At 39.0% G+C, this 25,660-nt stretch carries 22 protein-coding genes and 1 pseudogene; 6 read left to right on the top strand and 17 right to left on the bottom strand.

Annotated features, from left to right (window positions below; translation table 11 throughout):
- Positions 1-191: 191 nt before the first annotated feature.
- Positions 192-1,049, top strand: a complete 858-nt coding sequence (locus NSU19_RS07710; protein WP_066248002.1) for a mechanosensitive ion channel family protein — start codon at positions 192-194, stop codon at positions 1,047-1,049.
- Positions 1,050-1,146: 97 nt separating this feature from the next.
- Here the strand turns inward: NSU19_RS07710 and NSU19_RS07705 are convergent, their stop codons facing one another.
- From NSU19_RS07705 to NSU19_RS07650, 12 genes are all read right to left on the bottom strand, one after another.
- Positions 1,147-2,274: an N-acetyldiaminopimelate deacetylase gene (locus tag NSU19_RS07705; protein ID WP_117016835.1), complete on the bottom strand. Its 1,128-nt coding sequence runs from the start codon at positions 2,272-2,274 to the stop codon at positions 1,147-1,149.
- 49 nt (positions 2,275-2,323) lie between these two features.
- A complete protein-coding gene (dapD, locus tag NSU19_RS07700) occupies positions 2,324-3,034 on the bottom strand; it encodes a 2,3,4,5-tetrahydropyridine-2,6-dicarboxylate N-acetyltransferase (protein WP_063386845.1) in 711 nt (236 codons plus the stop codon).
- A gap of 74 nt (positions 3,035-3,108) precedes the next feature.
- The gene (locus NSU19_RS07695; RefSeq protein ID WP_063386844.1) at positions 3,109-3,981 is read right to left on the bottom strand and encodes a LysR family transcriptional regulator; all 873 of its coding nucleotides are present in this window, start codon (positions 3,979-3,981) and stop codon (positions 3,109-3,111) included.
- A gap of 90 nt (positions 3,982-4,071) precedes the next feature.
- Entirely contained in the window at positions 4,072-5,577 is a 1,506-nt protein-coding gene (locus NSU19_RS07690; RefSeq protein WP_339199633.1) for an MDR family MFS transporter, read from the bottom strand.
- A gap of 182 nt (positions 5,578-5,759) precedes the next feature.
- The gene (gene cbpB / locus NSU19_RS07685) at positions 5,760-6,215 is read right to left on the bottom strand and encodes a cyclic-di-AMP-binding protein CbpB (protein ID WP_063386842.1); all 456 of its coding nucleotides are present in this window, start codon (positions 6,213-6,215) and stop codon (positions 5,760-5,762) included.
- Positions 6,216-6,433: 218 nt separating this feature from the next.
- Positions 6,434-6,625: an antirepressor AbbA gene (gene abbA / locus NSU19_RS07680; protein ID WP_066247994.1), complete on the bottom strand. Its 192-nt coding sequence runs from the start codon at positions 6,623-6,625 to the stop codon at positions 6,434-6,436.
- A 1,050-nt stretch (positions 6,626-7,675) separates the two neighbouring features.
- Complete coding sequence (locus tag NSU19_RS07675; RefSeq protein WP_066248009.1) at positions 7,676-8,689, bottom strand: iron ABC transporter permease; 1,014 nt, start codon at positions 8,687-8,689, stop codon at positions 7,676-7,678.
- On the bottom strand, positions 8,689-9,693 hold the full coding sequence (locus NSU19_RS07670) for an iron ABC transporter permease (protein ID WP_063389317.1): 1,005 nt from the start codon (positions 9,691-9,693) through the stop codon (positions 8,689-8,691). The genes NSU19_RS07675 and NSU19_RS07670 overlap by 1 nt, the downstream gene beginning before the upstream one ends.
- Positions 9,694-9,776: 83 nt before the next feature.
- Positions 9,777-10,694, bottom strand: coding sequence for an iron-hydroxamate ABC transporter substrate-binding protein (locus NSU19_RS07665; protein WP_066247990.1), 918 nt, complete (start codon positions 10,692-10,694; stop codon positions 9,777-9,779).
- Positions 10,645-11,490: an ABC transporter ATP-binding protein gene (locus tag NSU19_RS07660; RefSeq protein WP_066247988.1), complete on the bottom strand. Its 846-nt coding sequence runs from the start codon at positions 11,488-11,490 to the stop codon at positions 10,645-10,647. Before NSU19_RS07660 ends, NSU19_RS07665 begins: the two co-directional genes overlap by 50 nt.
- Positions 11,491-12,458: 968 nt before the next feature.
- Positions 12,459-12,698, bottom strand: coding sequence for a hypothetical protein (locus NSU19_RS07655; protein WP_094245557.1), 240 nt, complete (start codon positions 12,696-12,698; stop codon positions 12,459-12,461).
- Between the two features lie 47 nt (positions 12,699-12,745).
- Positions 12,746-13,969: an EAL-associated domain-containing protein gene (locus tag NSU19_RS07650; RefSeq protein ID WP_066247984.1), complete on the bottom strand. Its 1,224-nt coding sequence runs from the start codon at positions 13,967-13,969 to the stop codon at positions 12,746-12,748.
- A gap of 1,254 nt (positions 13,970-15,223) precedes the next feature.
- On the opposite strand from NSU19_RS07650, the gene NSU19_RS07645 reads away from it, so the two are divergent.
- Positions 15,224-16,081 (top strand): metallophosphoesterase, encoded by an 858-nt coding sequence (locus NSU19_RS07645; protein ID WP_094245553.1) that lies wholly within the window; start codon positions 15,224-15,226, stop codon positions 16,079-16,081.
- Positions 16,082-16,209: 128 nt separating this feature from the next.
- Positions 16,210-17,481: an MFS transporter gene (locus tag NSU19_RS07640; RefSeq protein ID WP_327863573.1), complete on the top strand. Its 1,272-nt coding sequence runs from the start codon at positions 16,210-16,212 to the stop codon at positions 17,479-17,481.
- Between the two features lie 504 nt (positions 17,482-17,985).
- Here NSU19_RS07640 and NSU19_RS07635 read toward each other — a convergent pair.
- Positions 17,986-18,300, bottom strand: a complete 315-nt coding sequence (locus tag NSU19_RS07635) for a metalloregulator ArsR/SmtB family transcription factor (protein ID WP_063389325.1) — start codon at positions 18,298-18,300, stop codon at positions 17,986-17,988.
- 140 nt (positions 18,301-18,440) lie between these two features.
- On the opposite strand from NSU19_RS07635, the gene NSU19_RS07630 reads away from it, so the two are divergent.
- Entirely contained in the window at positions 18,441-18,917 is a 477-nt protein-coding gene (locus NSU19_RS07630) for a YkyB family protein (protein ID WP_066247978.1), read from the top strand.
- 14 nt (positions 18,918-18,931) lie between these two features.
- On the opposite strand, the gene NSU19_RS07625 is transcribed toward NSU19_RS07630, so the two are convergent.
- Positions 18,932-19,873, bottom strand: coding sequence for a chemotaxis protein (locus NSU19_RS07625; RefSeq protein WP_339199626.1), 942 nt, complete (start codon positions 19,871-19,873; stop codon positions 18,932-18,934).
- 273 nt (positions 19,874-20,146) lie between these two features.
- Between NSU19_RS07625 and NSU19_RS07620 the strand changes: the two genes are divergently transcribed.
- Positions 20,147-20,587, top strand: coding sequence for a transporter (locus NSU19_RS07620; RefSeq protein WP_311067156.1), 441 nt, complete (start codon positions 20,147-20,149; stop codon positions 20,585-20,587).
- A gap of 116 nt (positions 20,588-20,703) precedes the next feature.
- Here NSU19_RS07620 and NSU19_RS07615 read toward each other — a convergent pair whose 3' ends face one another.
- Together NSU19_RS07615 and corA are read right to left on the bottom strand one after the other, a co-directional pair.
- On the bottom strand, positions 20,704-21,258 hold the full coding sequence (locus NSU19_RS07615; RefSeq protein ID WP_339199623.1) for a TIGR00725 family protein: 555 nt from the start codon (positions 21,256-21,258) through the stop codon (positions 20,704-20,706).
- A 351-nt stretch (positions 21,259-21,609) separates the two neighbouring features.
- Positions 21,610-22,577 (bottom strand): annotated as a pseudogene (gene corA / locus NSU19_RS07610) (magnesium/cobalt transporter CorA).
- A gap of 109 nt (positions 22,578-22,686) precedes the next feature.
- Here corA and NSU19_RS07605 point away from each other — a divergent pair.
- A complete protein-coding gene (locus NSU19_RS07605) occupies positions 22,687-23,841 on the top strand; it encodes an aminotransferase A (protein ID WP_339195054.1) in 1,155 nt (384 codons plus the stop codon).
- Positions 23,842-23,856: 15 nt separating this feature from the next.
- On the opposite strand, the gene NSU19_RS07600 is transcribed toward NSU19_RS07605, so the two are convergent.
- Positions 23,857-25,650 carry a PAS domain S-box protein gene (locus tag NSU19_RS07600; RefSeq protein WP_339199620.1) on the bottom strand — a complete coding sequence of 598 codons (1,794 nt, stop codon included), beginning with the start codon at positions 25,648-25,650 and terminating at the stop codon, positions 23,857-23,859.
- Positions 25,651-25,660: the final 10 nt, after the last annotated feature.

Below are 25,660 nucleotides of genomic sequence, written 5' to 3'. Positions count from 1 at the left end.
TTAAATAATTTGTTTTACATTTTCATTGCGGTGAAGAGAACAATAATACTATTTCCAATTTTCGCCGCTATCATTAAAAAAATGTAACAATCATTGAAAATTCCTTTTTCTATGCTAAACTTTCAACTGTACATTCAGTTTAACACGATCCCGTCAAATAACCAAATGATTGGCTTGAAAAGAAAGGGGAAATGGTTTTGAACTTTTTTGAATCTATTGATTGGGCTGATCTGGCTTTAAAATCAGGAGAAGTTTTGGCCAAGCTTATTGGAATTTACATTGCATATATTATCGTCAAATCAATCGGCAATAAAATTATTCACAAAATGTTTGAGGGGCTTGAGAATCGGAAGGAAATTTCCACCACGCGGGCTAAAACGCTGCAAACATTAGTTTTGAATTTCTTTCATTATGCCCTGTTTTTCATTTTTATTGTTACCGTTTTTCAAGTGTTTGGCTACAATGTCACAGCGCTTTTAGCCGGGGCTGGGGTTGTTGGTCTTGCGATCGGCTTTGGAGCTCAAGGGCTCGTCAGCGATGTTGTGACAGGATTTTTCCTTCTCCTAGAAAAACAACTTGATGTTGGAGATTATGTCACTACAGGCAATTATTCAGGCATTGTGGAAGCTGTCGGTTTACGAACGACGCAAATCCGAGGCTTTGACGGCACATTGCATTATGTTCCAAACAGGCAGATTGTCGGCCTTTCCAATCATTCTAGAGGAAATATGCAAGCCCTCGTTGATATCAGCATATCGTATAATGAAGACTTAAATCGGGTCATGTCCATTCTTCAAGAAGCTTGCGACCAATTTGCAAAAGAAACTGAAGAGGTTGTGGAGGGTCCGGACGTTTTAGGCGTGCAAAATTTCGGCACGTCTGATGTGATTATCCGCATCATCGCCAAAACGAAAAACATGGAGCAGTGGGCTGTTGAAAGAAAGCTCCGGAAACGGCTGAAAGAAGTGCTTGATGAAAACGGCATCGAAATTCCGTTCCCTCATCAAGTGATGATTCATAAGAACGAGCAGCAAAAGGAAAGAGGATGATCTCTCATCCCCTTTCCTTTTTAATTATGACTTCGTGTTTGTATAGAACGTATTTCTAATTTTTTTCTCTTGCTTTATGCAGGAGGCTATGAATCTTCTATTTATTGCCTTTCCATTCAAAATATTGACAAATAAGATCGACCGCTTTAAAGATTGCTTGTTCATTTGGTGAAAGCTTCGCATGATGAAGGCCGTAAGGAGAATCAACTCCAAGCCAAAACATAAATCCCGGAATTTTCGCCAGCATATAGCCGAAATCTTCCCCAGTCATCGCTTCTTTGCATACGTGGAGTTGAACTTCTGTTTCATTCTGGACAAACTCCATAAATTCTTTTGATAACGCTTCATCATTCCACACTTGATAATACATCGAACCCCAGTCAATTTCTGCTTTGCATTGGTAGCCGATTTCTATACCTTTGACCATGTCTTCAATCCGCTTTTTCACTTTTTCCATCGATTCGACAGAAAATGTGCGAATCGTTCCTTCCAATCTGGCGTGATCCGCAATTATATTTTGTATCGTGCCGCTTGCAATTTTTCCAATGGTAATTACAGCACTATCCAAAGGATCTATATTGCGGCTAACGATGGATTGCAGCTGGGTGACAAGGGAGCAAGCAGCGACGACCATATCATGTGTCGTGTGCGGAAAAGCGGCATGGCCTCCCTTCCCGGTTAAATCGATAAACAACTCGGACGTATTAGCAAAAAGTAGTCCAGGCTTCATTCCGATAGTTCCAACCGGAAGCTCCGGAGCAATATGAAGCGCAGTGATCATATCCGGCATCCATTGTTGCATAATCTCGCTGTTTAGCATCGGCTCTGCACCGCCAGGCCCTTCTTCTGCCGGCTGAAAGATGAATAGCAGATCATCTTGAATCGGATGATAGGCGAAATGAGTTAAAACCCCCAAAGCGATCGTCATATGAAAGTCGTGACCGCAAGCATGCATCAAGCCTGGATGTTCTGATTGAAATGAAAGCCCCGTTTTTTCTTCAATCGGCAATCCGTCAATATCTGTCCGGTAGGCTATCATTTTTCGAGGATTTGTTCCATGGACCTTCACGAAAATACCTGTTCTCCATGTTTTCACTTCAAGCCTTTCGTTCGGCAGCGAATGAATATAATCTAATAAATATTTTTGTGTTTTATGTTCTTGAAATCCGAGTTCAGGTATTTTATGCAAATCACGGCGAATGGCAATAAGCGCATCCTTATTCATATGAGTCCCCTCCTAAAGGATAAGCGTGGACGCTGTCCACGCTTCGAATTTAGAGCTGCCGCAATTCTTGCTTAATTTCAATTTTCGCTTTCGTTTTTTCGTCAATATCTTTAATTTTTTTCGCAGGAACACCTGCAACAACTGTGTACGGTTCAACATCTTCCACTACAACAGCACCAGCTGCAACAACCGCGCCTTTTCCTACCCTTACACCTTCTAAAATGACGGCGTTTGCTCCGATCAAAACATCATCTTCGATTACGACAGGTTTTGCAGAAGGCGGCTCAATTACACCAGCTAAAACCGCTCCGGCACCAATGTGGCAGTTTTTACCAACCGTTGCACGACCGCCCAATGTTGCATTCATGTCAATCATCGTTCCTTCACCAATGACGGCGCCGATATTGATCACTGCCCCCATCATGATGACCGCATTATCTCCGATTTCCACTTGATCACGGATGATTGCACCTGGTTCAATTCTCGCTTTTACGCCTTTTAAATCAAGAAGCGGGATCGCTGAGTTCCGGCGGTCATTTTCAACAACATAGTCTTCAATTTTATCTTTGTTTTCTGCTAGTGCTTGTTCAATTTCAGACCATTCTCCAAAGATGATGCCTGTGTTTCCAGTAATAAATGTTTTGGACTGTTCTCCAAAGTTGATTCCTTCTAATTGACCTTTTACATAAACTTTTACAGGAGTCGTTTTTTTACTGTTTTGTATAAATGAAATAATTTCGTTTGCATCCATCATTTTCATCGTAATACTCCTCTCTGTTTTTCTGTACCCCCATTACTGTATCAAAGAAAAGAATCAATTGACAAGCAAATTTATCATTCATTAATAAATTGATGGACGATTTCCATAAACGCCTGCACTTGTTTAAGCTTTAACGATGATTCATGCCCGATCAACCAAGTATCCCTTTTAATCGGCTTTCCTTCATGATCAATGAGCGGCAGTCGAAAGATCGAACCATCCTTTTCATCAATGCTGACAGAAGGCAAAATCGCAAAGCCGATACCATGATACGCCATTTGCTTGCACGTCTCGATCTGATCAACGACAATTGTCCTTTTTGGCGGGTTTTTAAATTGCCTGTGCCACCATTCTTGTATTTCTTGATAGTATGTAGAATCACTTTTAAATTGAATAAAAGGCCGCTCTGTGTGTACTAAATCATCGATGCTTTGAATTTCTGTGTCAACTAAATACAAAGTATCTTCCAGCAAATGCTGTTTAAACCCTTTCCAATCAGGGTTTCCGCGTATGATTCCGATATGAATATCATCTTCATATAAACATTTTAATATTTCGCTTGACCACCCGGTTATAAGTGAAATTTCCGCCTGAGGGTATTTTTGTACATATTTTTTCAAAACTTTTGGAAGCCAGTGCTGGCCGATTATGGATGCCACTGCAAGCTTTAACGTCCCGTACACTTCTCCTTCCAAAACAGAGATTTCCTCTCTTACCTTCTCTTCCTTTTCAATCATTTCTTTTGCAAACTGGACAACTTTTTCTCCTGCCGGTGTAAGAGTCAATCCCTTTTGTGAGCGCAAAAAAATTTTAAATCCCCATGCTTTTTCGATCGACTGAAGACGCTGCGACAAAGCAGGCTGGGAAACAAAAAGTCGGTCAGCCGCTTTTCTCATATTTTTTTCTTCAGACAAAGTCACAAGGATTTGCAATTCCGAAATTTGCATCGCTAAACCCTTTCCTTAGTGGATTCAATAGTTCAAAAACATTATAAAATATTTTTGCTTTTCCGTCATAACAAGTTTAGCAAAAAACATTCATTTTAATTCTCTCTTCGGAAGAAAGAAAATAAAAAGAACGCTCAAAATTGCTAATAAAAAGACGACGAAATAAACATGGTGAAGAGCAATGCTCAAACCAGACTCAAGAACCTCTTTTATAGGACCGGAAAGATCTGATTCTGGATTCAATAGGTTGTTGGCCGAATCAATGTTTAAGTTTTTTCCAGCACTATGCTCCTCCAAATATGTTTGCAGCTTGCTGTTTAAAATCCCGCCGAGCAAAGCGGCGCCGACGGTGTTGCCGAGATTTCGCATAAACATATTGGTGGCGGTGGCAATTCCGCGTTCTTTCCAATCAACTGCCGATTGAATCGATACAATGAACGAGGTCGATGTCAGCCCCATTCCGACGCCGAGTAAAAAAGAGCCGATCATAGCATGAACAGGTCCGTCATCTGCTGAAAGCATAACAAAGACAAGACTGCCGGCCAATAAAAAAATGCCTCCTAAAATTGATGTGGCACGAAAGCCGGCTTTTAAATAAATCCTCCCCGCTACTGTTGAAGCAATCGGCCATCCGATTGACATCGTTGTCAGCGTGAATCCAGCCACCATTGCCGATTTTCCCATAACACCTTGCACAAATGTCGGCAAAAAGGTGGAAATGCCCATAAGCATCATCCCGGTCGTCAAGGACGTTACATTCGCAAGCAAAATGGAGCGATTTTTCCAAAGCGAAAGCGGCATCATCGGATCATCGGCCCGATTTTCCTGAAAAATAAACAATATAAAGAAGCAGCATGCAACAGCTAATAACGCCGCAACCTCCCAGGAAGTCCAAGACCAGCGGACTCCTCCTTCGACAAGGACGACCATCAACAAGCTGATCGCAATAAGCATGAACATGGCGCCTGCATAATCAATGCTCGACTTTTTCTTATCAATGCGTTCATTCAAAAACAGACCGATTCCTGCCATTGATAAAATGCCTAAAGGAACATTCACCCAAAATACAAACTTCCAGCTTATGTACTCAACGAACAAGCCACCTAAAACGGGACCGATTATTGCAGAAATTCCCCATACACTGGACAAATATCCTTGTATTTTGGCTCTTTCTTCTACTGTATAAATATCGCCGACAATTGTTGTGGCGACTGGCATCACAGCTCCGGCTCCAATCCCTTGTATAAAACGGTATATAATTAAAGTTTCCATCGAATCGGCGAGACCGCAAAGCACAGAGCCAATTAAAAAAATAATGATGCCAAAAGCAAAAATCGGTTTTCTTCCAAACAAATCCGCCAATTTACCATATATTAAAATCGTTACGGAATTCATTAATAAATAGGAAGAAAAAATCCAGCTATATTTTGAAAAACCGCCAATTTCTGCGACAATGGCAGGCATTGCTGTGGAAACGATCGTTGCCTCAACTGCAGCCATAAACATCGCCAGCATGACGGCAGCTAAAACGAACGGACGCTTTGTTTCTTTATGGTCTAGTTTCCCCCTATCTTTTTCAATAAGCGCCTCTTTCATCACGATCACCTCATTTGAAAATCACTTTCAATCGTTTGTAAGCATGAATTCATTTTGCCATAGCATTCGCATTCGTTCAATTGCTTTCCAAAAAAACAATATCTATATTTTCATTATTTGAAGGTTGGATGGATTCGAAACTATTGAGCCAATATGAAATAAAAACGCCGGCAAGGGCGTTTTTATTTGGGAAACCTGGAATTTAATATCATTAGTTGTTTATGGAGCTTTTTTAAGATGACCCTTCTTGTAAAAATCCCCTCTAAAACACCGTCCTCATTCGTTATACATACAAACGTATGATTAATAACGAGCTTCAGCGCCTTCATCCAATCATCCGATACATTCAATCTGGAAACATCTTTGTTCATTACTTCTTCTACTTTCATATTTTGCAAACGCTCAAATTCGATTCGTTCCAATCCTAAAATTGAATCCATGATCAAATTCGTCGTAATCAGCCCGTGCAAGCGATATTGAGCATCCAAAACCGGAACAGCTGTATAGCCTGTTTTCGTCAACACTAATAATGCATGCTCTAAGTTATTTCCCATTTGGACATGAGCCACTTTGTCTGCAGGTATCATCAAATCTTTAATCGAAATATTTGTAAATTCTTCAGAAAAAACTTTTGTCATTCGTTTCTTCCTCTCACTTTGACATTTCATTTTAATCATAACATATGATCTGGAAAATGTGTTCCATTTACCAAAAAGAAACTTCCTATTTTATGATATCATTATGTAAGCGTTTTATCACGCGATAAACTTACATTTCTGCGAAAAGCGATGCTCTTGCAAAGAGCATCGTTCAGATGCCTCTCACACTCAAAAACTGGTCCTCACAAGGATACAGGTTACGTATGCGAACGGATTTTGTCATAAAGCTCCACTAATTTTTTGTATGTACATAAATCAAACTCTTTTTTTCCGCATTCAATATCATTGATTTCGCTCACAACCAATTCAATCGCAAAATGGTTGCGAAACAAAATTGCGACAAGCAATTGCTTTTCTTCTAGAGACAATACCGGTTGAACAGCTCGCATCGTTATTCATCCTCCAGTGCCTTCATTTTAAAAAACATCCTAACCATAACATATAATGAGCAGCTTTAAAATTATGTCGAAATTTGCTTACATCATGAAAAATAATATTCCTTTTTTCGCAGCTTTCAATTACAAGAAGCTGGAAATCGAATCAGAAGCCCGAAGCTGGAGCATGTGCAGATTGTTTTTTGTTTAATTAACCAAGTCGATTAAATGACATCACCGTTCGAACCGCTGCATTCAGTTCCTCTGGCTCCGGCAATTGTGTTTATTTACACTGATTCTAAATGATAGATACGTTTCTTCGCCAATAAAGGTTGGAACTGATGCGAGGGCTTCTCCCCTTTGAAACCGTATGCTCTCTCTGTTATATGAAAAGATTTGATTGAAATGAAATAGGAAACATGGACCCATTGCTCAATAAATCGCATGAACTTAAGAGTATCTTTGAGGCGGAAGCGAACAATGAAGCCAGCCAAACTTTCTCAAAAATAGTTGAGCTAGAGCAAAAGATCATGTAGAGCTGTATTTCCGTTCATTCTCTACGTCAGACAGCTCGAATTAGGACAAAGAGTTGAAAGATGCTAATCAATGCGTCATTAGGTGGGAAAAATGTTCAATTTCCAATCATCACAGTTGAAGCTCTTGGAGACAAAAATACTCTTTATGAAAGGCTGCACATAAAACGAAGAAGAAAAAGAAGCTGTCATTACCTTCAGTAAAATGTTCGATCAACTGCCAAACTTCTTGAATTCTGCTAAAAAATGAGCATTTAAAGAGAGTCTATGAGGCAAACTTTTTCACACTGACAAAGGCAGGAACGGCGGAGGGAGATTTCAGCCCTCCTGCCGCCCAATTTTTATTAAATAAGGCATCAATTTGTCTTACTTCCAGCCAGATGTATTACGAGTATCATGTAAGCAAATAGATGCCCTCTAGCTAAAAAAGGATGAACAGCCAGCCGACACATAGGAGTAATGGAAGATTTCTAAATTACTATCAGCTATTTTATTCCTTTCCTCATTCTTTTCTAAACGAAATGTGCCTCGATTATGATGATTTTTTCAATAAAATATAGATAAAGTAGGGCGCCCCGATTAAAGCTGTCATAATGCCCGCTGGGATGCCGTCCGGAAGTGCGATGTTTCGCCCGATTGTATCGGCTAGTAGTAGAAGCCACCCTCCCAACAAAATCGCAATCGGAAGATAAAGTTGATTGCGGGGACCAATCAGTGACCGTGCTAAATGGGGTGCCAAAAGACCGATAAACGCTACACCTCCCGTTACAGAAACCGCAGCTGCGGCAAGCCCGACAGCAGCCAATAGAAGCGTAATTCGCTCCCTCTCAATCTTCAAGCCAACCCCGACAGCAGTAGGATCGTTTAAACTTAATAAATTTAATTGTTGAGCTCTGAAAGCAATAAACGAAATTAAAATGACAATCCAAGGTAAAATTGCCAAAATAAACGGCCAATCTGCCCCCCAAACGTTCCCTGCCAGCCATTTGGCGATAAAATCAACTTTTTGCCGTTCTGCAGAAGAAATAATGACGATCATGGTTCCTGATAAAGCCATGGCGAAGCCGACACCGATAAGGACTAATCGAACGGGGTTTAAACCGGCATTTCGATCATAAGAAAAAACGTAAATAGCCCCTGCCGTTAAAAGAGCGCCGATAAAAGCTGCGACTGGCAGTAAATACACAAATGAGCCGACATCAATTGGAAAAAATAAAAAGAACACTGCAATAGCTACTCCTGCTCCGGCATTAATCCCAATGATCCCCGGCTCAGCCAAATCGTTTCTTGTAATATCTTGAAAGATCGCCCCGGAAACCGCCAAAGCCATTCCTGCCAATAAGGTCACAATGATCCGCGGCAAGCGGACGGAAAATAAAACGAACTCCTCTTTAAACGTCCCGTGGCCGAGAATAGTTGGAAGCAAGCGATTCATCGAGACGGAGGAGGTGCCTAATCCCATTCCGATGATGGCCGTTGCAGCAATTAAAAGAATCAGAACAAGTATGATCAGCCGCTGCTTTTTTACAATTGCCGGATGTATGATCATGTGATAGCTTTCCCCCTTTTTTGCACAATGAACAGGAAGAAAGGCAAACCTAAAAAGGAAACAATGGCCGCCACTGGTGTTTCGTAAGGAGCATTAATCGTTCTGGCAAGCGTATCAGCGATTAATAAAAAGCAGGCGCCGAATATCGCAGACATTGGGAGAATATAACGATAATCGGCCCCTACGACCGAACGGACGATATGCGGAACCATTAAACCGATAAATGCCATATTCCCAACAAGGGCTACAGATGCACCAGTAAGCAATATAATGATGATAAACAGCACCATTTTTATTTGTGCCGTTTTTTGTCCTAACCCGACTGCCACTTCTTCATTTAAACTTACAATGGTCAGCTGCCTTGAGAAAAAAAGAGAAATGGTGATCCCAACGAGAGCAATCGGTATGAGGATCTTGAGCTGTTTCCATGTTGCACCGACAAGTCCTCCAGCTGTCCACATCGAAACATTTTTGTAAATATTAAAATATAAGCTGATTCCTTCCGCGACGGCAAAAAGAAAAGCAGACACAGCAGCCCCCGCTAAAACGATTTGAAAAGGAGAAATCCTTCCTTTTTTTACCGCACCGATTCCAAAAACTAAAAAGGCGCCAGCTGCTGCTCCAATAAAGCACGCAATGGTCATACTAAAGTAATTTGCGTTTGGAAAAAGGGCAATTGTCAAAGCGAGTGCAGCATTTGCTCCGGCTGTCAGCCCTAATAATCCTGGATCTGCTAATGGATTGCGAGTCAATCCTTGCATGATTGCTCCTGCTACTGATAAAGAAGCGCCGACAAAAATAGCACCGACTTCGCGCGGAAGACGAATTTCCCGAATCATATCAATCGTCTTACCAGCCGCATTTGTCGTTAGCGCCAGCCAAACATCTTTTACACTAGTGTCTGCCGCTCCAAACACCATCGCTAAAAAAAACGAACCAATCAGCAAAATGACTGCGAATATGAATTTAAAGAAAAATGAAGCGGAATCGTTTTTTAGCATACATCTCATCTCTTCTATTTTTCTATTTTATAGATGGAAAGAAGAGAAATTCATGCCTGCTGAATTTCTCTTCTTCTAATTACTTATTTTTTTCCAAGAAATTTTTCTCGAAAGAATTCAAGCTGATATTCCAATGTCAGTCGATCATTGAAATAAAATTCATTAGCATTTACTTCAAACACGCGATTGTTTTTGACAGCCGGTATGTTTTTATAAGTATCTGTTTCTTGGAAAGAGTTATCAGCATCCGAATACTTACTGACGATCAAATAATCCCCTGCAAAATCCGGAAGCACTTCAGTCGATAAAGCATAATAACCTTGTTTTAAAGCTTTCTCTTCCACTTTTTTAGGCATTTTTAGCTTCATGGCTTGGTATAAAATTTCTGTTCCTCTTCCCCAGTTGTTCCCAAACACATATAATTGCTTATCAAAACTTTCAATGACTGAAACAGTTGCATCTTCCCCAATTTTCGCGCGAATTTCTTCTCCTGTTTCTTCAGCTCTTTTTTTGAAATCCTCGACCCACTCTCTTGCTTCTTTTTCCTTATTTAAAAGCTTGCCGATTTCTATATGCTGTGTTAAATAATCGACTTTTCCATAAGTAAACGTAACAGTAGGCGCTATCTTTTTCAGTTTATCTACATTTTTAATCGTCGATAATCCGATGATTAAATCCGGATTTAGTTCAATGATTTTTTCTAAATCTTCATCAGATACTTCTGCAACATCTTTCAATTTGTCTTTCCAGCGCGGATTCATTTTTGACCATGAATCAACACCAACGAGATTTACTCCTAAAGACATCACATCTCCGGCAAATGACGAGAGAACAACGACTCTTTTAGGATTAGCCGGGACTTCAACAGGACCGTTTTCCGATTGATATGTAATCGTTTCAGGTTTTTCTTCTTTCTTTTCAGCGCTGTCTTCCTTTTTATTACCACAAGCGCTAACTATGAGAACCAACAAGAACAGAATTGGAATAAGACGTTTTTTCATGTTTTTCTTCTCCTTTTATTAGATTGTACGTGATGCATATTGGTTTATCTGTTCGGGGATCCCGTCCTATTACAGCATCAATTTGAAATACTTCTTTCAGCACGTTGCAGTCGATTACTTCGTCACTCGTCCCGGCTTTGATAATTTGTCCGTCTTTCAACGCTATAATATAATCGGCAAAACGAGCTGCTTGATTGATATCATGAAGCACCATGACGATTGTCCGCCCCTGCTCTTTGTTTAACTGCTGTAGAAGCTCTAGTACTTCAAGCTGATGCGCCATATCTAAATAAGTGGTCGGTTCATCCAAAAAGATGATGTCCGTTTCTTGAGCAAGCGCCATCGCTATCCAGACACGCTGTCTTTGACCGCCTGACAGCGCATTGACTGGCTGGTGTTTAAAATCGGCCGTTTTCGTAACTTCTAAAGCCCAGTTTATGACCTCAAGATCTTTTTTTGTTAATCTGCCGAAGCCTTTTTGATATGGGTAGCGGCCGTAAGATACAAGCTCTCCAACGGTAAGGCCGGCTGGACTTTCTGGTGATTGAGGAAGTATGGCCATTTTTTTCGCCAGTTCTTTCGTATCCTGCTTTAAAATACTCTCGCCATCAAGAATAATTCGACCGGATTGGTGCGGAATAATCCGAGTTATCGCTTTCAACAAAGTGGATTTTCCACAGCCGTTGGAACCGATTATCGTTGTAATTTTTTTATCTGGAATTTCAATTTTCATATCTTTCACAATCAGTCGATTGCCATAGGAAATTTGTAAACGATCTGTGTATAGGCGGATCATGGAAAACCTCCAATTTATTCCAAATTGATAATGATTATCATTTTCTTGTACAAATATAATATAATACCACCCTTTCTCCTTGTCAATTATCATTTTTTTAAGAGAATCGAGTAGGAGGGAGCGATTAACTCCCGTCCTCTCACACCACCGTACGTACGGTTCCGTATACGGCGGTTCAATTAAGATAATTGACGCAAGTCTTTATAACTTCCGTGAATAGCTGTTCTCTTTATGCCAGTGGTCACTCCACCCTCCAAGAGATCTCCCACGGGATTCACCGCTTCCTCCCTCAAGTGAGGTACTACGTTTTCTGTGTTCATCATGACTCACTGAATGCCAAGGGCTATTCTCTCTTAATTGTTCGGTCCTTCTTAGTTGTTCTAGACCAACTAATACTATGACCTCTGCTGACTTCTGACTGTTCAGCTATCTATCACTAGATAGGTTACCAAGGTTACTTGGCGTGCCAGCCAGACCTCCCCGGGTAAGAGTGTAATCTTTCCTTCCATCCATCTGCTTCATTTACTCTGTATCACCTTCGGCAGAAAGGGCTTTGTTTTGTCTTGCAAACTCACCCAGTGATACCTAGCCTCATATGAAGTTCGTGTTCCGAGAGACCTTAAAGTTTGCCGCTCGCTTCCTTCAGATTCCGCGTCACCACGGACACCCTTGCGTTAAGCTAACTGCTACTTCTGCCTTCGCAGCTCGGGACTTTCACCCTATAGATTACACCCATGCCGGGCGCACAAGAAGAAACCCGGCCTCCAAAGCCGGGTTTCTCGTCCGAATGTGTAACAAAGGGGGAGCGGGGGTTTAGCCGCGATGTTTCACTTCAAGACGTCTGTGAACTACTTCGTCTTACATTTATAATGATAATGATTATCAATATCGATGTCAACACTTTTTATAAAAAAATTTTTCAAAACAAAATTTCCTTTAATAGAAAAAACCATAACGCGAAGTTATGGCTACCAAGTAGTTGAAAAGCTAATATAAAAAATATAAAAAAGCGCGAATGCAATCAGCACGATATAAGCAATAAAAATCGGATTTCGAATATACGGGCGCTTTTCAACTTTTTCGCTTACTTCTGTATCATACTCACTTTGCCTTTTTTCCATCTGGCTGCCCACTTGTAACGTATAAAACAGGCCAACAAGCAAAACTAACAAAAAAACACCGCCGAAGATCAAATTCGTAAATTGCATAAAAACCCCCCTTTTTCTCTATTATTTGAGAAAAAAGGGGGGTTTATTCAAAGGAGACCGTCTTGTTCATATAAATAAGAATATGGAATATCGATAAACAAATAATGATCGTCATCAAGCGGATAGGAAAACGTGCGGATCGTCTCCCCTGTTTCGATATCACTATACAAATCACTTAAAAACCCTTTTTTGTTGACGCGCATGCGAATAATATTTTCTAAAAAGTACGGGCGCCAGCTCCAATTTTTCATATAATATTCTTTTTGAAAAATCCATCGGTCTTCTTTTCGGAAAATATTTCCTGACTTTTGAAACCCGTTTTCATCACAAATATAAATACGAAAGCTCATGTCGCCAAGCTCTTCTGCTAAATGGGTAATTAATTCGTCAAATTGGCTGACAGCTTTTTTATATTTGTTCACTAGTTGTGACACCCGCTGATGAAACTGGTCGGAATATGAATAAAGTGTTTCAAGCTTTTTCTTTTCAAATTGAATGAAATGGTTGAATTCCTGCTGCAGTCTTTCTTTTAGAACACATCGATCAATAAATTCTCTTTCCGGATAATGAAGATAATATCCTTGATAATATCTTCCGCCATTTTTCCACGCATATTGCAATTGAAAGTTTGCCTCGATGTCTTCATATAAAAGCGTCGCACCGATTTTGCGCGCAAGTAGTGAAATCGAAAATAAAACATCGAAATACGATTGGCTGGGTGAAGCTAATTTTAATGGCTGCAAATCGATTTTCAAAATATCAGGAGATAATAACCCAATGCGGTCCAAATTGCTCGATTCTTTCCCAATATTGTCAATCGCAATTTTGATTCCGTAAGTCCGGTAATAAGTGAGCAAATGATGGAGCTGTTCGATATCTCCTAAATAATTGTGTTCCGTAATTTCCAGAACAATCCGGTTTAAATCAAGTCCTTTCTCTTTTTCTTCCAGCAGCAAATTTAAAAAGCTTTCGCCGTGATCGATCATAAGCAGATTTGGATCCCTGTTTATAAAAATGAGAAGATCATCATCCAGTTCTTTCATTTCCTCCAATGCTTTTTTGACGACTGTATCATCTACTTCCATTCGGTATTCTTCAGGGATCGAATCATCATGGAAAAAAAAGCCTAAGCTTTTGTATTCCCCTTCCATATGAATTCTGCCTAAAATTTCGTAGCCAATCACCTTTTGTTCATCTGCGCTAAAAATCGCCTGATAATAAGGCACAATTTTTTCGGTATTGGTTATGACATCTAGTGGATCCATGGGCATCTCCCCGCTTCTTGTACTCTCATATGATACATGATTATAGCATTATTTGGTACATTAGAAAATGATGAAGAACCGTTTTTGCGCATTTGCTACATTCCCATTTTTACATAATTGGAATGAGGCCCATCCTGGATGCAACGGTTGGCCTCTCAATTGATTTTATGTTTTGCGCCCGCTTCCACAATCAACAAAGTAGTTTGTTTTTTCAATGACCATACAAGCAGAAAACCGAGCAATAAAAGAACAGAGAGCAGAAACATTCCGTTTGCAAATGAAAAATAGCCGAAAATCATCGGACCGAAGGAAAACAAAGTAATTTGAGTGTTCTGGCTAAAATACCGATAGAGATATACAGGAATGAACGAAAAACAATTAACGGCATTAATCTCAACAATTTACAATCTGTTTGAACGAGTTTCATCAAGGCTTCAGCACTGCTGCTCCGATCTACGACTTTGCAAATGAAGTGATTGCTTCCATAAGTATGACGGGTCCAGATAAAAATATTCATCAAAATGACTTTTTTCTACACGGAGAAAATCGTCTAAGCAGAAAATATATTCAAAAAGATGGAGTTTTTCTCTTGCTGATTCGAATAGGGGAGTTTGAGGTGTCCTCTAAAATTATTTGAATTAGTTATTCAACATAAACGAATTTACTTTTTCTTTTTATCAATTTCAAAACTAGACTGTTGATTTTTATTGGTTTTAAATAAATCAGTATCATTCATTTCATTAAAAATCATTGACGCATTATTATTTTCCATATCTTTTCATTCAATAGGTTTTATGAAGATATTTGTCATTACTAATACCTTCTCTTTGCAAATTTTTCATTCTATTTTTGCTCTATCTTTCAAATTTCTGTTATTAATTTTTGCTTTATTAATAAATCTTCTTGCATCATTTCCTCTTACAATAGGTTTTTCCCTTAAAGTGACACCATTTTAATCCTCCTTCCTTAATAGCAATTTTACTAGAAATTTAAATCATTACATAGCTGCCCTTTATGTTTTATGAAAATTACACCATTCATTTCTCAATTCCTAAAGACTTTCTCGCTCCTGCAGAAGAGTTAAACCTTTTTCATCATATTTTCCAAATGATTGTTTTAATGTCGTCCATAGATGATAACAAAAAAGTTAATCAGAAAAAACGTGCATGTGAAGATTTGTCAAAAAACATTAAACAAGATGTTGAAAGTTTTATGTTATAATTTTTTCGATCGCTATAAAAACTGAAATGGTTGGTAAGAATGAATAAGTTGACAAGAAGACAATTTTTAAAGCATTTTTTCTGGACGGCTGCGTGCAGTTTATTCGCGAGCAGCGGTTTATACATCTACTCAAGATATATTGAACCGGGAAGACTAGAAATAAAAAAAATAAATGTTTCTCATCCAAAAATACCAAAAGGTTTTGATGGTTTGAAAATTGTTCAATTCAGCGACACACATCTAAATAACGACTTTACAATTGCAAATCTGGAACGGATCGTCAATCAAATCAATCGTCTAAACCCGGATATAATTGTTTTTACTGGTGATTTAATCGATGAGCCGAACAGTTATCCCGCTGTGCATCAGATTGCCCCGATTTTAAAACGCCTCCGTGCCGACTTCGGAAAATTTGCAATTTATGGAAATCATGATCACGGCGGATACGGCACTGATGTTTATCGCAATATATTACAAAATGCAGAGTTTCATTTACTGCAAAATGAAAAAAAAGAGATACAGCTGATTGACGGAAGCAAATTGATTGTCGCCGGCCTTGATGATGTCATGCTTGGAAGACCTGATTTTCATCAAACAATGGGCAATATTGACAAAAACTATTTTACTATTCTTTTAGCCCATGAACCTGATACAGTGCTTCAAGCAAAAAATTACAATGTTGATCTCCAATTATCTGGACACAGCCATGGAGGACAAGTAAAAATCCCTTTTATAGGTCCGCTTTACACGCCTCCTTATGCAAAATCCTTTTCGGAGGGCTTTTATACTGTTGATCATACGAAGCTTTATGTCAATCGCGGGTTGGGCACAACTAGACTGCCCTTTCGTTTTTTGGCAGTTCCAGAAATCACCTTGTTTACATTATATTCCAAATAATCCTCTCTTTTAACCGGCTTAAAAGTACTTGGCTTTCATTTCTCTAACCAAAATATGAAAAAAAGATGTTCATATTGAATTAGGTAAATTATAATAGCTACTGTAAGTGTCAGTTAAGGGGAATCGCAATGGATATTTTTAAAAACCGCAATTTTGTCAAATTGTTTTTTGCAGCGCTTGCTTCACAAATGGGTTCAACAGTTGGCAATATGGCGTTTGCTTTTTATTTGTTGGAGCATTTTAGCAGCAAACCTTATTACGCAACTATTGCTGAGCTGATGTATTCTTTGCCGACTGTATTTGTTTTTGTCATTGTCGGTGTAGTAGCAGACCGCTTCGATCGAAAAAAGGTGGCAGAGAACTGCGACTGGATTCGTGCAATTATGACTGCATGTTTGTTTTTCGCCTTATTTACAAATTCGATTCCGCTCATTTTTTTCATCTTGTTTTTGCGGAGTGCTGTCACGAAATTTTTTTATCCAGCCGAATCCAGTTTAGTACAAGCTATTTTGCGAAAAGATCAATATGCGCAAGCTTCAGGTTTGAATCAAATACTTTTCAGCATTTTTTTAGTGTTTGGCGTCGGATTAGGGGCATTGGCTTATCGAACAGTTGGAATTCATGGGGCCGTATTGGTTGATTTAATAAGCTTCGTTCTTTCCGCCTTGCTCATTCGCTCGTGTAAAATCCCTAAATCAGCAAGGCTACCAAACGGTCGAGTGTCATGGAAAGGTTTACATATATCATCCGCTGTTTCCGACTTTTTGGAAGGTATTCGGTACATTTTACATAATCGGCTTTTATCGCTCATTATTTTTGGTTTTTTCATTTTCGGCTTTGTTCAAGGAAGTTTTGCCGTTCTTCCGTTATTTACAATGAAATATGAGCTGGCACCGAATTCTTATGAAATGTATTCATCCTTATTTGCCATTTTTCTCGGTGCGGGCCTTTTAGTCGGCAGCACAGTTTCAACATTTTTTGCTAAAAAAATAAAACCGTTTCCAATGTTTGTTACACCGATATTTTTGACAAGCATTTTTGTTTTTCTCCTTGGTTTTGTGGATGAAGTAGAATTTTACTTGTCGATTATTTTTTTGATCGGCATGTGCATCGGTCCTGTGAACGTAGCAATTGGCGGTTGGATTCCGAATATCGTTCATCCAAAGCTAATGGGACGTGTCAGCGGATGGATCGACCCGTTAATGATGTTTGCGCAGTCTGCTACGCTTTTATGTATTGCACTATTGTTTCCAAACATCATTCGAAACATCGATTTACTTTATTACGGTATGGCTCTTATCATTCTTTTCGTCTTTTTCTTTTATATGATCTTGATGCCGAAATATTTAAACGAAAAACGGCATCGGCTAGGTAAAAACACAATCAAATCGGTTTTATAACAAAAATGTGTTTGACAGCCAGACTCATACTCCCAATAATGTGGATCATAGTGGATGAGAATTCACCCTACAACCGCATTGATTGGGAGTTTTTTTGTGATATTCGTTTGAAGGAAAGGGATAATAATAAACTTTACCGAAAAAATTCATCATTAGTTTTGCTTCTACCCTCAAGAAAACTTCTACTAAACGTATAACAAGCAAAAAAGGGAGTGTCTAATAAGTCGTTTTTACGGCTTATTGACGCCCCCATGAATGTTTTAGAAACGTTGATATATCGGTGTTTATGATTTTTTGTTTTCAATGGCGATTTGACTTTCTGGACACCCCCTCCCTATCATGCTCCGAAAGAAATTCGAATCTTTTACAGAATGTGAAATAAATAAATAAATGAATGAAATCAGCCCCGCTTCCAATAAATTACAAAAGATGACCCCGGCTCCATACCGAGATCATCTCTTAACCGTTTAGTCCCCTGATCAAACTGCCCACTCGACGCCCATTTTAATTATGCCGAGCATGGTCAATGGTTTGCTCTAGTATTTTTTTTACATGCTCATCATCATGTGAATAGTAAACGGTCGTTCCTTCCCTTCTAAATTTGACTAAACGCAAATTTTTTAGAAACCTCAATTGATGGGACACGGTTGATTGCAAAAGCTCAAGCTCGGCAGCTATTTCATTCACAGAACATTCTTGTTTTTCCGCAAGTAAATGTAAAATCCGAATTCTAGTCGGATCCGATAACGCTTTAAACGTTTGCGACACGATAAAAAGCGTTTCTTCGTCTATATCTAGAAATTCCTCTTTTCCGCTCATGACCCACCCTGCTTTCTAAAATATTTCATAATAACTATTATAGGCATAATTAATAGACTGTAAAAACTGGTTGCATTTTCTATTCATGAAAGTATAATGTAAATAAAGATTACGGAAAATAATGAAAAAGGAGAGACATCATGGACGATATCAGTCATTATAAGCTACGGGATGAGACGCCGGAAAATATAGCACGAGCCATCTATGTTGTCAATCGGCATGCAAAAACAGCGCCAAATCCTAAATATTTATATTATTTAAAAAAGAAGGCGCTGCAAAAGCTGATCGCTGAAGGAAAAGCAACAAAGAAAGGACTGCATTACTCAAAAAATCCAAAATTAAGCAAACAGCAGTCAGATGTTCTGGTGTCGGCAGGAAATTATTATTTTCATATGCCTCCTACAAAAGAAGACTTCCAAAACCTTCCTCACTTAGGTTCCTTAAATAATTCATACCGAAACCCGAAAACAAATCTATCATTGTCAAAGGCAAAAAATTTATTGGAGTATTATATCGGTATGGATAAAGCGAATCGACCGCTTTCTTCTCCCAAACGGTTCCATCGTCATACATATCAAAAACCGGTGTTTAAACGATTAGGCGAACGGTATGATTGAGTAAAAAGAGAGGCTTATTCAGCCTCGTCTTTTAATTCATCATCTTCTTCATTTTTAAATAACAATTCATCGATTTGCTCAATCAAGTGATGGACCTCAGGTTTGCTAATTTGGGCATTTGCACCTACCTGTTGTCCTTTATGTTTTAAATCATTCGTAATCAATGAGGAAAAAATCACAACCGGAATATGATCCAGCTCTGGATTTTCCTTAATTCGCTTCGTCAAATGCAATCCGTCAAGCTGCGGCATTTCGATGTCCGTAATGACTAAATCAACACGCTCCTTAACCGGTTCGCCTTCATTTACAATATTCTCTAAATAGTCCAGTGCATCCTTGCCGTTTTCAAAAAACTCAATCTGTTGAAATCCCGCCTCCGTCAATGTGTCGTTCAACAATCTGCGCAACAGCGGGGAATCCTCGGCAACGACAATTTTTTTATCAGATCTGTCCCTCTTTTCCAGTTTTTTCGCTTTTTCCTGCTGGATTCCGGACTCAGGATTAATTTCAACAACGATTTTTTCAAAATCAAGCATTAAAATCATTTCGTCTCCCATTTTGACAACGCCGGTAATTTGAGTTTCCAATCCTTGATACATTTCAGAAGGCTTTTCAATTTGCGACCAAGACACACGATGAATTTGGGTTACTTGATGGACGCGAAACACAACTTTTTGTTTGTTAAATTCCGTTACAATCAGCTTATCTTTTTCGCTGGGCTCGCAATTCGGATCGCCGATCGCCTTCGGTACGTTAACTACCGGGAGCACTTCTCCTCTTAATTCAATAATTCCTTCAACGTATGGATGGACGTGAGGCACGCTCGTTACAGGAAGAGGCTGAATGATTTCTTTTACTTTCATCACATTTATACCGAATTTATTCGAGCCGACGAGAAACTCTACAAATTCCAACTCGTTCGTACCGCTTTCAAGCAAAATTCCCTTTTCGTTCATATCTTTCTTCCTTCCGTCTAATATTTGCGAACGTTTCTTTTTCACTTTTTTATATCGGTTTTATTCTTTGTTCATTTAATACTTCTTTCGCTACAAATCGGTGGGAAATAAGTCTGAACAGCGTTACTCACAAAAATGTAAATGATACATTTCATTTCGACAAAGACGACTTGATTTCCTTTTTTTATAAAAAACTTTTATGTAGGTCAAACACCTTAAAAGTGAAATTGCATATGTTATGGTGAACAACTGAAAAGTGAAAGGAGCATTTACGTGTATCCATTCTATCGACAAATCCTCCCGGGAGTTCAACAGCCAGAATTTTTTCCGGGATTTCCAGGGATGGGTGGAGGATTTCCTTCGTTTCCTCCTACGGGGACTGGTCCCGGTTTCCCTCCATTCGGCCCTCCTGGAATCGGCGGAAGTCCAAGTGACGGTTTTGGACAACAGCAAGGACCGCCTTCAGGACCGCCTCCAAGTTTTATTCCTCAAGAATCACCCGGAGTCGGAACATTTGCAGTTGATCCCGGAGGCATTAGAAGATGTTTACATCGTTTTACATTTATCCGATTAACAAACGGCAGAAGCTTCTGGTATTTCCCTGTGTTTGTAGGACAAAGGTCCATTGCCGGGTGGCGCTGGAGACCTCGTCAAAATCGATGGGAATATTTCGGCATTGATTTAAACAGAATCTCTTCCTTCTCTTGTTTTTAAGGAATTGACACTCGGGGCTGTCTAATAAGTCGTTTTTGGCTTATGGACTCCCCTTTACTTTTTTAGAAACGTTGATATATTGTTTTCAACAGATTGGACTTTTAAACATCCGCATGCTAGTCACCTATTAAACCGGTATTTTTATCGGGATCAACAGGGTTGTAAATGGATTGAAAAGCAAGATCTACAGCTGATTTAGCCGTTTTAGCGAACTGAATTTCGACTGTTCTCCGCTCATCTAAATAACAGCCTTCAAAGGCGATTTGCTTCACGTTGTTCGACCACCCTCCTGAATTTTCAACGATGATGACACGTTTTTTGTTCATATATGCGGCAGACAATTCTCCAAGCGTTCCATTTCCTCCTCCAATCATAATGATGGCATCTGCGGAATGAACAAGCAAAACGCTTCTGTAATCAAAACCTAATCCAGTATTAATCGGAATATCAATAAATTCGTTTGCTGCCTGTTTGTCGTCTCCAGCCAAAATACCTACGACAAGGCCGTTTGCTTGTTTGGCCCCTCGTGAAACTGCCTCCATCACTCCGCTTCCGCCGCCTGTCAAAAGAACAGCTCCTCTTTTAGCAATTTCTGAACCGATTTCTTCAGCCAGGAGGCGGACATGCTCCGGAATCAAGCCGGATTGACCAATTACTGCAATTCTCTCCATCATAAGCCTCCATTTCAAATTTTTTGCTGTTTTATATTATAGAACGAAGCTTGTGAACAGCTTGTATTGCTGTCACTGTTTAGCCTTTTATAAAAAGAGTTCCTTTTGATTGTTTACCTTACAAAAGAATTTGAGGGGGCGCATACTGAATTTTTTCTTACTCTCGCCTTTGTTTTCTTTTTTAGCTTCTATGTATGCTTGTCAAGTCTTTCAAAGACGCTTTATCGATAAATTGAAAGAGCAATTTTCCGCCTTTCATTGTTAAATTTTGCACTCTTCAAGTTTCTTTTTTATAATGTGCAAAAACTTACCCATCCTATTTTTTACGAAGCAGGCCGCATTTTTTGCCCGCTACAATTTTGGACCTTTATGAAACCGGAACCAACCCATTTTATAAAAAATATAAAGCATTCCTGTTCCGATGAGAGCCATGACTCCTAATACAATATAATAGCCATACTTCATTTTCAGCTCGGGCATATATTCAAAATTCATTCCATAAATTCCTGCGATAAACGTAAGAGGCATAAAAATAGACGAAATAACCGTCAATGTCATCATAATCGTATTCATCCGGTTTGAGTTGTAAGATAAATAGCTGTCCCTTATATCAGCCGCAAGCTCCCGATTTGCCTCCGTCATCTCGACAAGCTTGAGTAAATGGTCATAAACATCATAAAAATACAAATCTTCCTCCTTCATTTCGTTCAGCCTGTTGGACGAGATGATCCGGTACATCAAATCCGCATCGGAATGATTGTTCTTCTTATTTTTGATAATTGAGACCTGATGGAAAAAAGCTCTTTCATTAACTCATTGATCGATTTGTTTTTATTGTTTTCCTCAATTTGATTTAATAAATCTTCCAAATGGTACACGGGCGGAAAAAAATCATCAACGAGCTTATCAGTCAATTGATGCATGATTTTCATAGGCCCTTTTTTTAAAGAATCGTCTTTTTTGATTCTCAGCCAAATGTTGTTTAGATCTCGAATGGCATTTTTGTGAAATGTGACGATTCCTTTTTCGTTTACAAATAAGTCAAGCTCTTCCGGTTCCAGCGTCTGTTGATGAATTCCGTGCAACACAACAAACATATAAGAGTCATAAAAATCTATTTTCGGCCGTTCAACATTTTCGACACAATCCTCAATGGACAAAGGATGAAAATGAAAAAATTTCCCTAGCAATCTAATTTCATCTTCCGTCGCCTTGTAAAAATCGACCCAGTACCAAAGAACTTCCTTTTTTCGAATCTCTTTTAATGCCACATCATATTTAGCTTCCAAATCAGTTGTAATGACTAATGTTCGTATCATAGACATCACACTTTCTAAATTTTTTTGGACATAAATTTAGTTTACCAATAAAAGCTTGGGACAAACATGATAAAATATAAGACGACACTTATTAAAGCAGGTGATTTGTATGGAACATTTGATTAACCAAAATGTAAAAAACATTGCGATTTCCGGCATTCGAGCTTTTTTTAACATCGTTTCCAACTATGACGATGTCGTTTCGCTAACGATTGGCCAGCCTGACTTCCCAACGCCTTCACATATAAAAGAAGCGGCAAAACAGGCAATTGATGACAACTATACAACGTATACGCATAATGCAGGATTGATCGATGTAAGAGAAGCAGCATGCCAATTTGTACATAAAAAATATCATCTCTCCTATGATCCTGGTTCGGAAGTGATTGTTACAATCGGGGCCAGCCAGGCGATTGATATAGCGCTTCGAACGATTTTGGAGCCCGGGACGGAGGTAATGCTGCCAGGTCCTGTTTATCCGGGGTATGAGCCAATTATTCAATTGTGCGGAGCAATACCCGTTTATGTTGATACGACAAAAAACAAATTTAAATTAACTGCGGATTTGATTAAACAAAATATAACAGAAAAAACCCGATGCATAATTTTGCCTTACCCGTCCAATCCGACAGGCGTTACATTCACTGCAGAGGAGCTGATAGAGATTGCCGATGCCGTTCGCGGGAAGGATATTTTTATTTTAGCGGATGAAATTTACAGTGAATTAACGTATGATGCACCTCATACCTCGATCGCTTCTTTTTTGCGGGAGCAGACGATCGTCGTCAATGGACTTTCCAAATCGCATAGCATGACTGGATGGCGGATCGGATTTCTTTTTGCGCCGAAAGATATCACAAAACATATGTTAAAAGTGCATCAATATAATGTTTCATGCGCTTCGTCGATCTCTCAAAAAGCTGCTTACAACGCTTTAACGGAAGGGTTTCATGATGGTCAAATAATGAAAAAAGAATATGAAAAAAGATTGGAGTACGTATACGGTCGTCTCGTTGCAATGGGATTTGAGGTTGTTAAACCAAGCGGAGCCTTTTATTTGTTTCCTTCGATTCAATCATTTGGACAAAGCTCTTTTGATTTTGCTTTGGAGCTGGTTGAGAAGGCTGGTGTAGCGGTCGTCCCGGGGAGCGCTTTTTCCAAATTTGGAGAAGGGTTTATCCGCATCTCTTACGCTTACTCGACAAAAGAGCTGGAAAAAGCTTTGGACAGGCTTGAGCATTTTGTGCAACTGAAAAGAAAATAGAAAAACAGTGCGCTTTTAAAGCACTGTTTTTTGTTTTGGCAACTTAATTGTGAAAACGGTGCCTTTTTCGCTGCTCGACACATCGATCGTGCCTTTATGATTTTCAACAATTTTATATGTGATCATTAATCCTAGACCTGTTCCTTTTTCTTTTGTCGTTAAAAAAGGCTCCCCTAATCTTTCTAGCAGCTCTTTCGGTATCCCCTCTCCTTCATCTTTTATTTCAATCACAATGGAAAAATTTTCCGATTTAGTAGAAATTGTCACTGTTCCTCCATTTGGCATTGCTTCAATTGCATTCTTAATGAGATTAATAAAAACTTGCTTCAATTGGTTTTTATCGCAAACAACTTCTTGATTCTCATCAGAAAATTTTTTCTCAATCACAATATTTCTTAATATTGCTTCCGTTTCCAGCAGTGTAACAACTTCGAGTAAAATCGTTTTGACATTTGCTTTTTCAAAAACCGTTTCTTGCGGTTTCGCAAGCATCAGCAATTCACTCAAAATCATTTCAATTCGATTCAGCTCTGAAAAAATGATTTCAAAATATTGATTATCTTTTTCGATTTCACCATGCATCAGCTGTAAAAAACCTTTTATTGCTGTTAACGGATTGCGTATTTCGTGGGCGATACCTGCTGCCAGCTGCCCTGCAACAGAAAGCTTTTCAGAGCGAATCATCAATTCTTCCGCATGTTTATGTTCAGACAAATCTCGTAAAATTATTTGAACCGCCGGTTCGCCAAAATATGTTGTCGGAATGCAAACCATTTCGGTATTGACAATTTTTTTCGAATATGTATACCAGCTTTGCTTGGTCACGATTGTTTCCGTTCTTCCGTTCGTTATGTCATCTAATTGATCTTTGACATGCTGATGATATTCCGGGTGTAAAAAATGATAGATGCTTTTGCCCAATACGTCCGGATAATCTTGCGCACCGAAAAGCTTGATCCCCGACTCATTCATAAAAACCCATTTATCATTATGAATCACTGCAATTGTATCGATGGAATTTTGAATCAGCCTTTGATACTTTTCACTGCTTTGCTGCAAAATGCTTTGGTATATTTTTTTGGATGAAATATCGGTAATGACAAGCAGTTCTGCTTGTTCGCCTTTATATGATATAAGCACGCTCTTCAACTCAACATAGATCTTGTTCCCGTCCAAAGATGTCCAAATTTGTTCTAAAATTCCGCTATCAATTCCTTTGTGAAGATTTTCAATCGTTTCATGGACAGATTCGTGAAACATTTTGTCAATAAATTGGAAAACCATTTTTCCAACAATATCTTCACTGCTAGTCGCCACAAGCAGCTTAACAGCAGCCGTATTAGCATATTGAACTTTCCCTTTTTTTGAAATTATGAGCGGGCACGGAAGCTCGTGCACAAAATCAAGAGCACCGTCAGCACGTATCGGATTTACTTCTTTGGGAACTTCATCTATCTTGTCATCCGCCGAAGTGACAGCAAACTTTAAGACAAATTCTCTTTGATCCTTGTTCAAATGATTGTAAATAACATCAACTGACGTTTTCATCCAAATATAGGATCCATTTTTCTGCAAAAAACGGAAGGAACAAGGAAAGATATCATCTCCATGATATAAAAAGCTTTCAAATATATTTATATCTTCTACATGCAAGTATTCTGAAAGATTGGAACCGATTAGTTCTTTTTGTTTATATCCGAGCACTTTCAAACAATTTGAGGAGATGTATTCAAAATAGCCTTCATTAGAAATAACCGAATAAATGATTTCTGTTTGATTGTGCACACCCTTTTGTATTTGTTGACTCATCCCTGGCCCC

The organism is Aeribacillus sp. FSL k6-2211, from assembly GCF_037966125.1.
Taxonomy (GTDB): Bacteria; Bacillota; Bacilli; order Bacillales; family Aeribacillaceae; genus Aeribacillus; species Aeribacillus composti.
The sequence above is the reverse complement of the archived record's forward strand: the minus strand, read 5'-3'. Positions and strand labels throughout refer to the sequence as shown.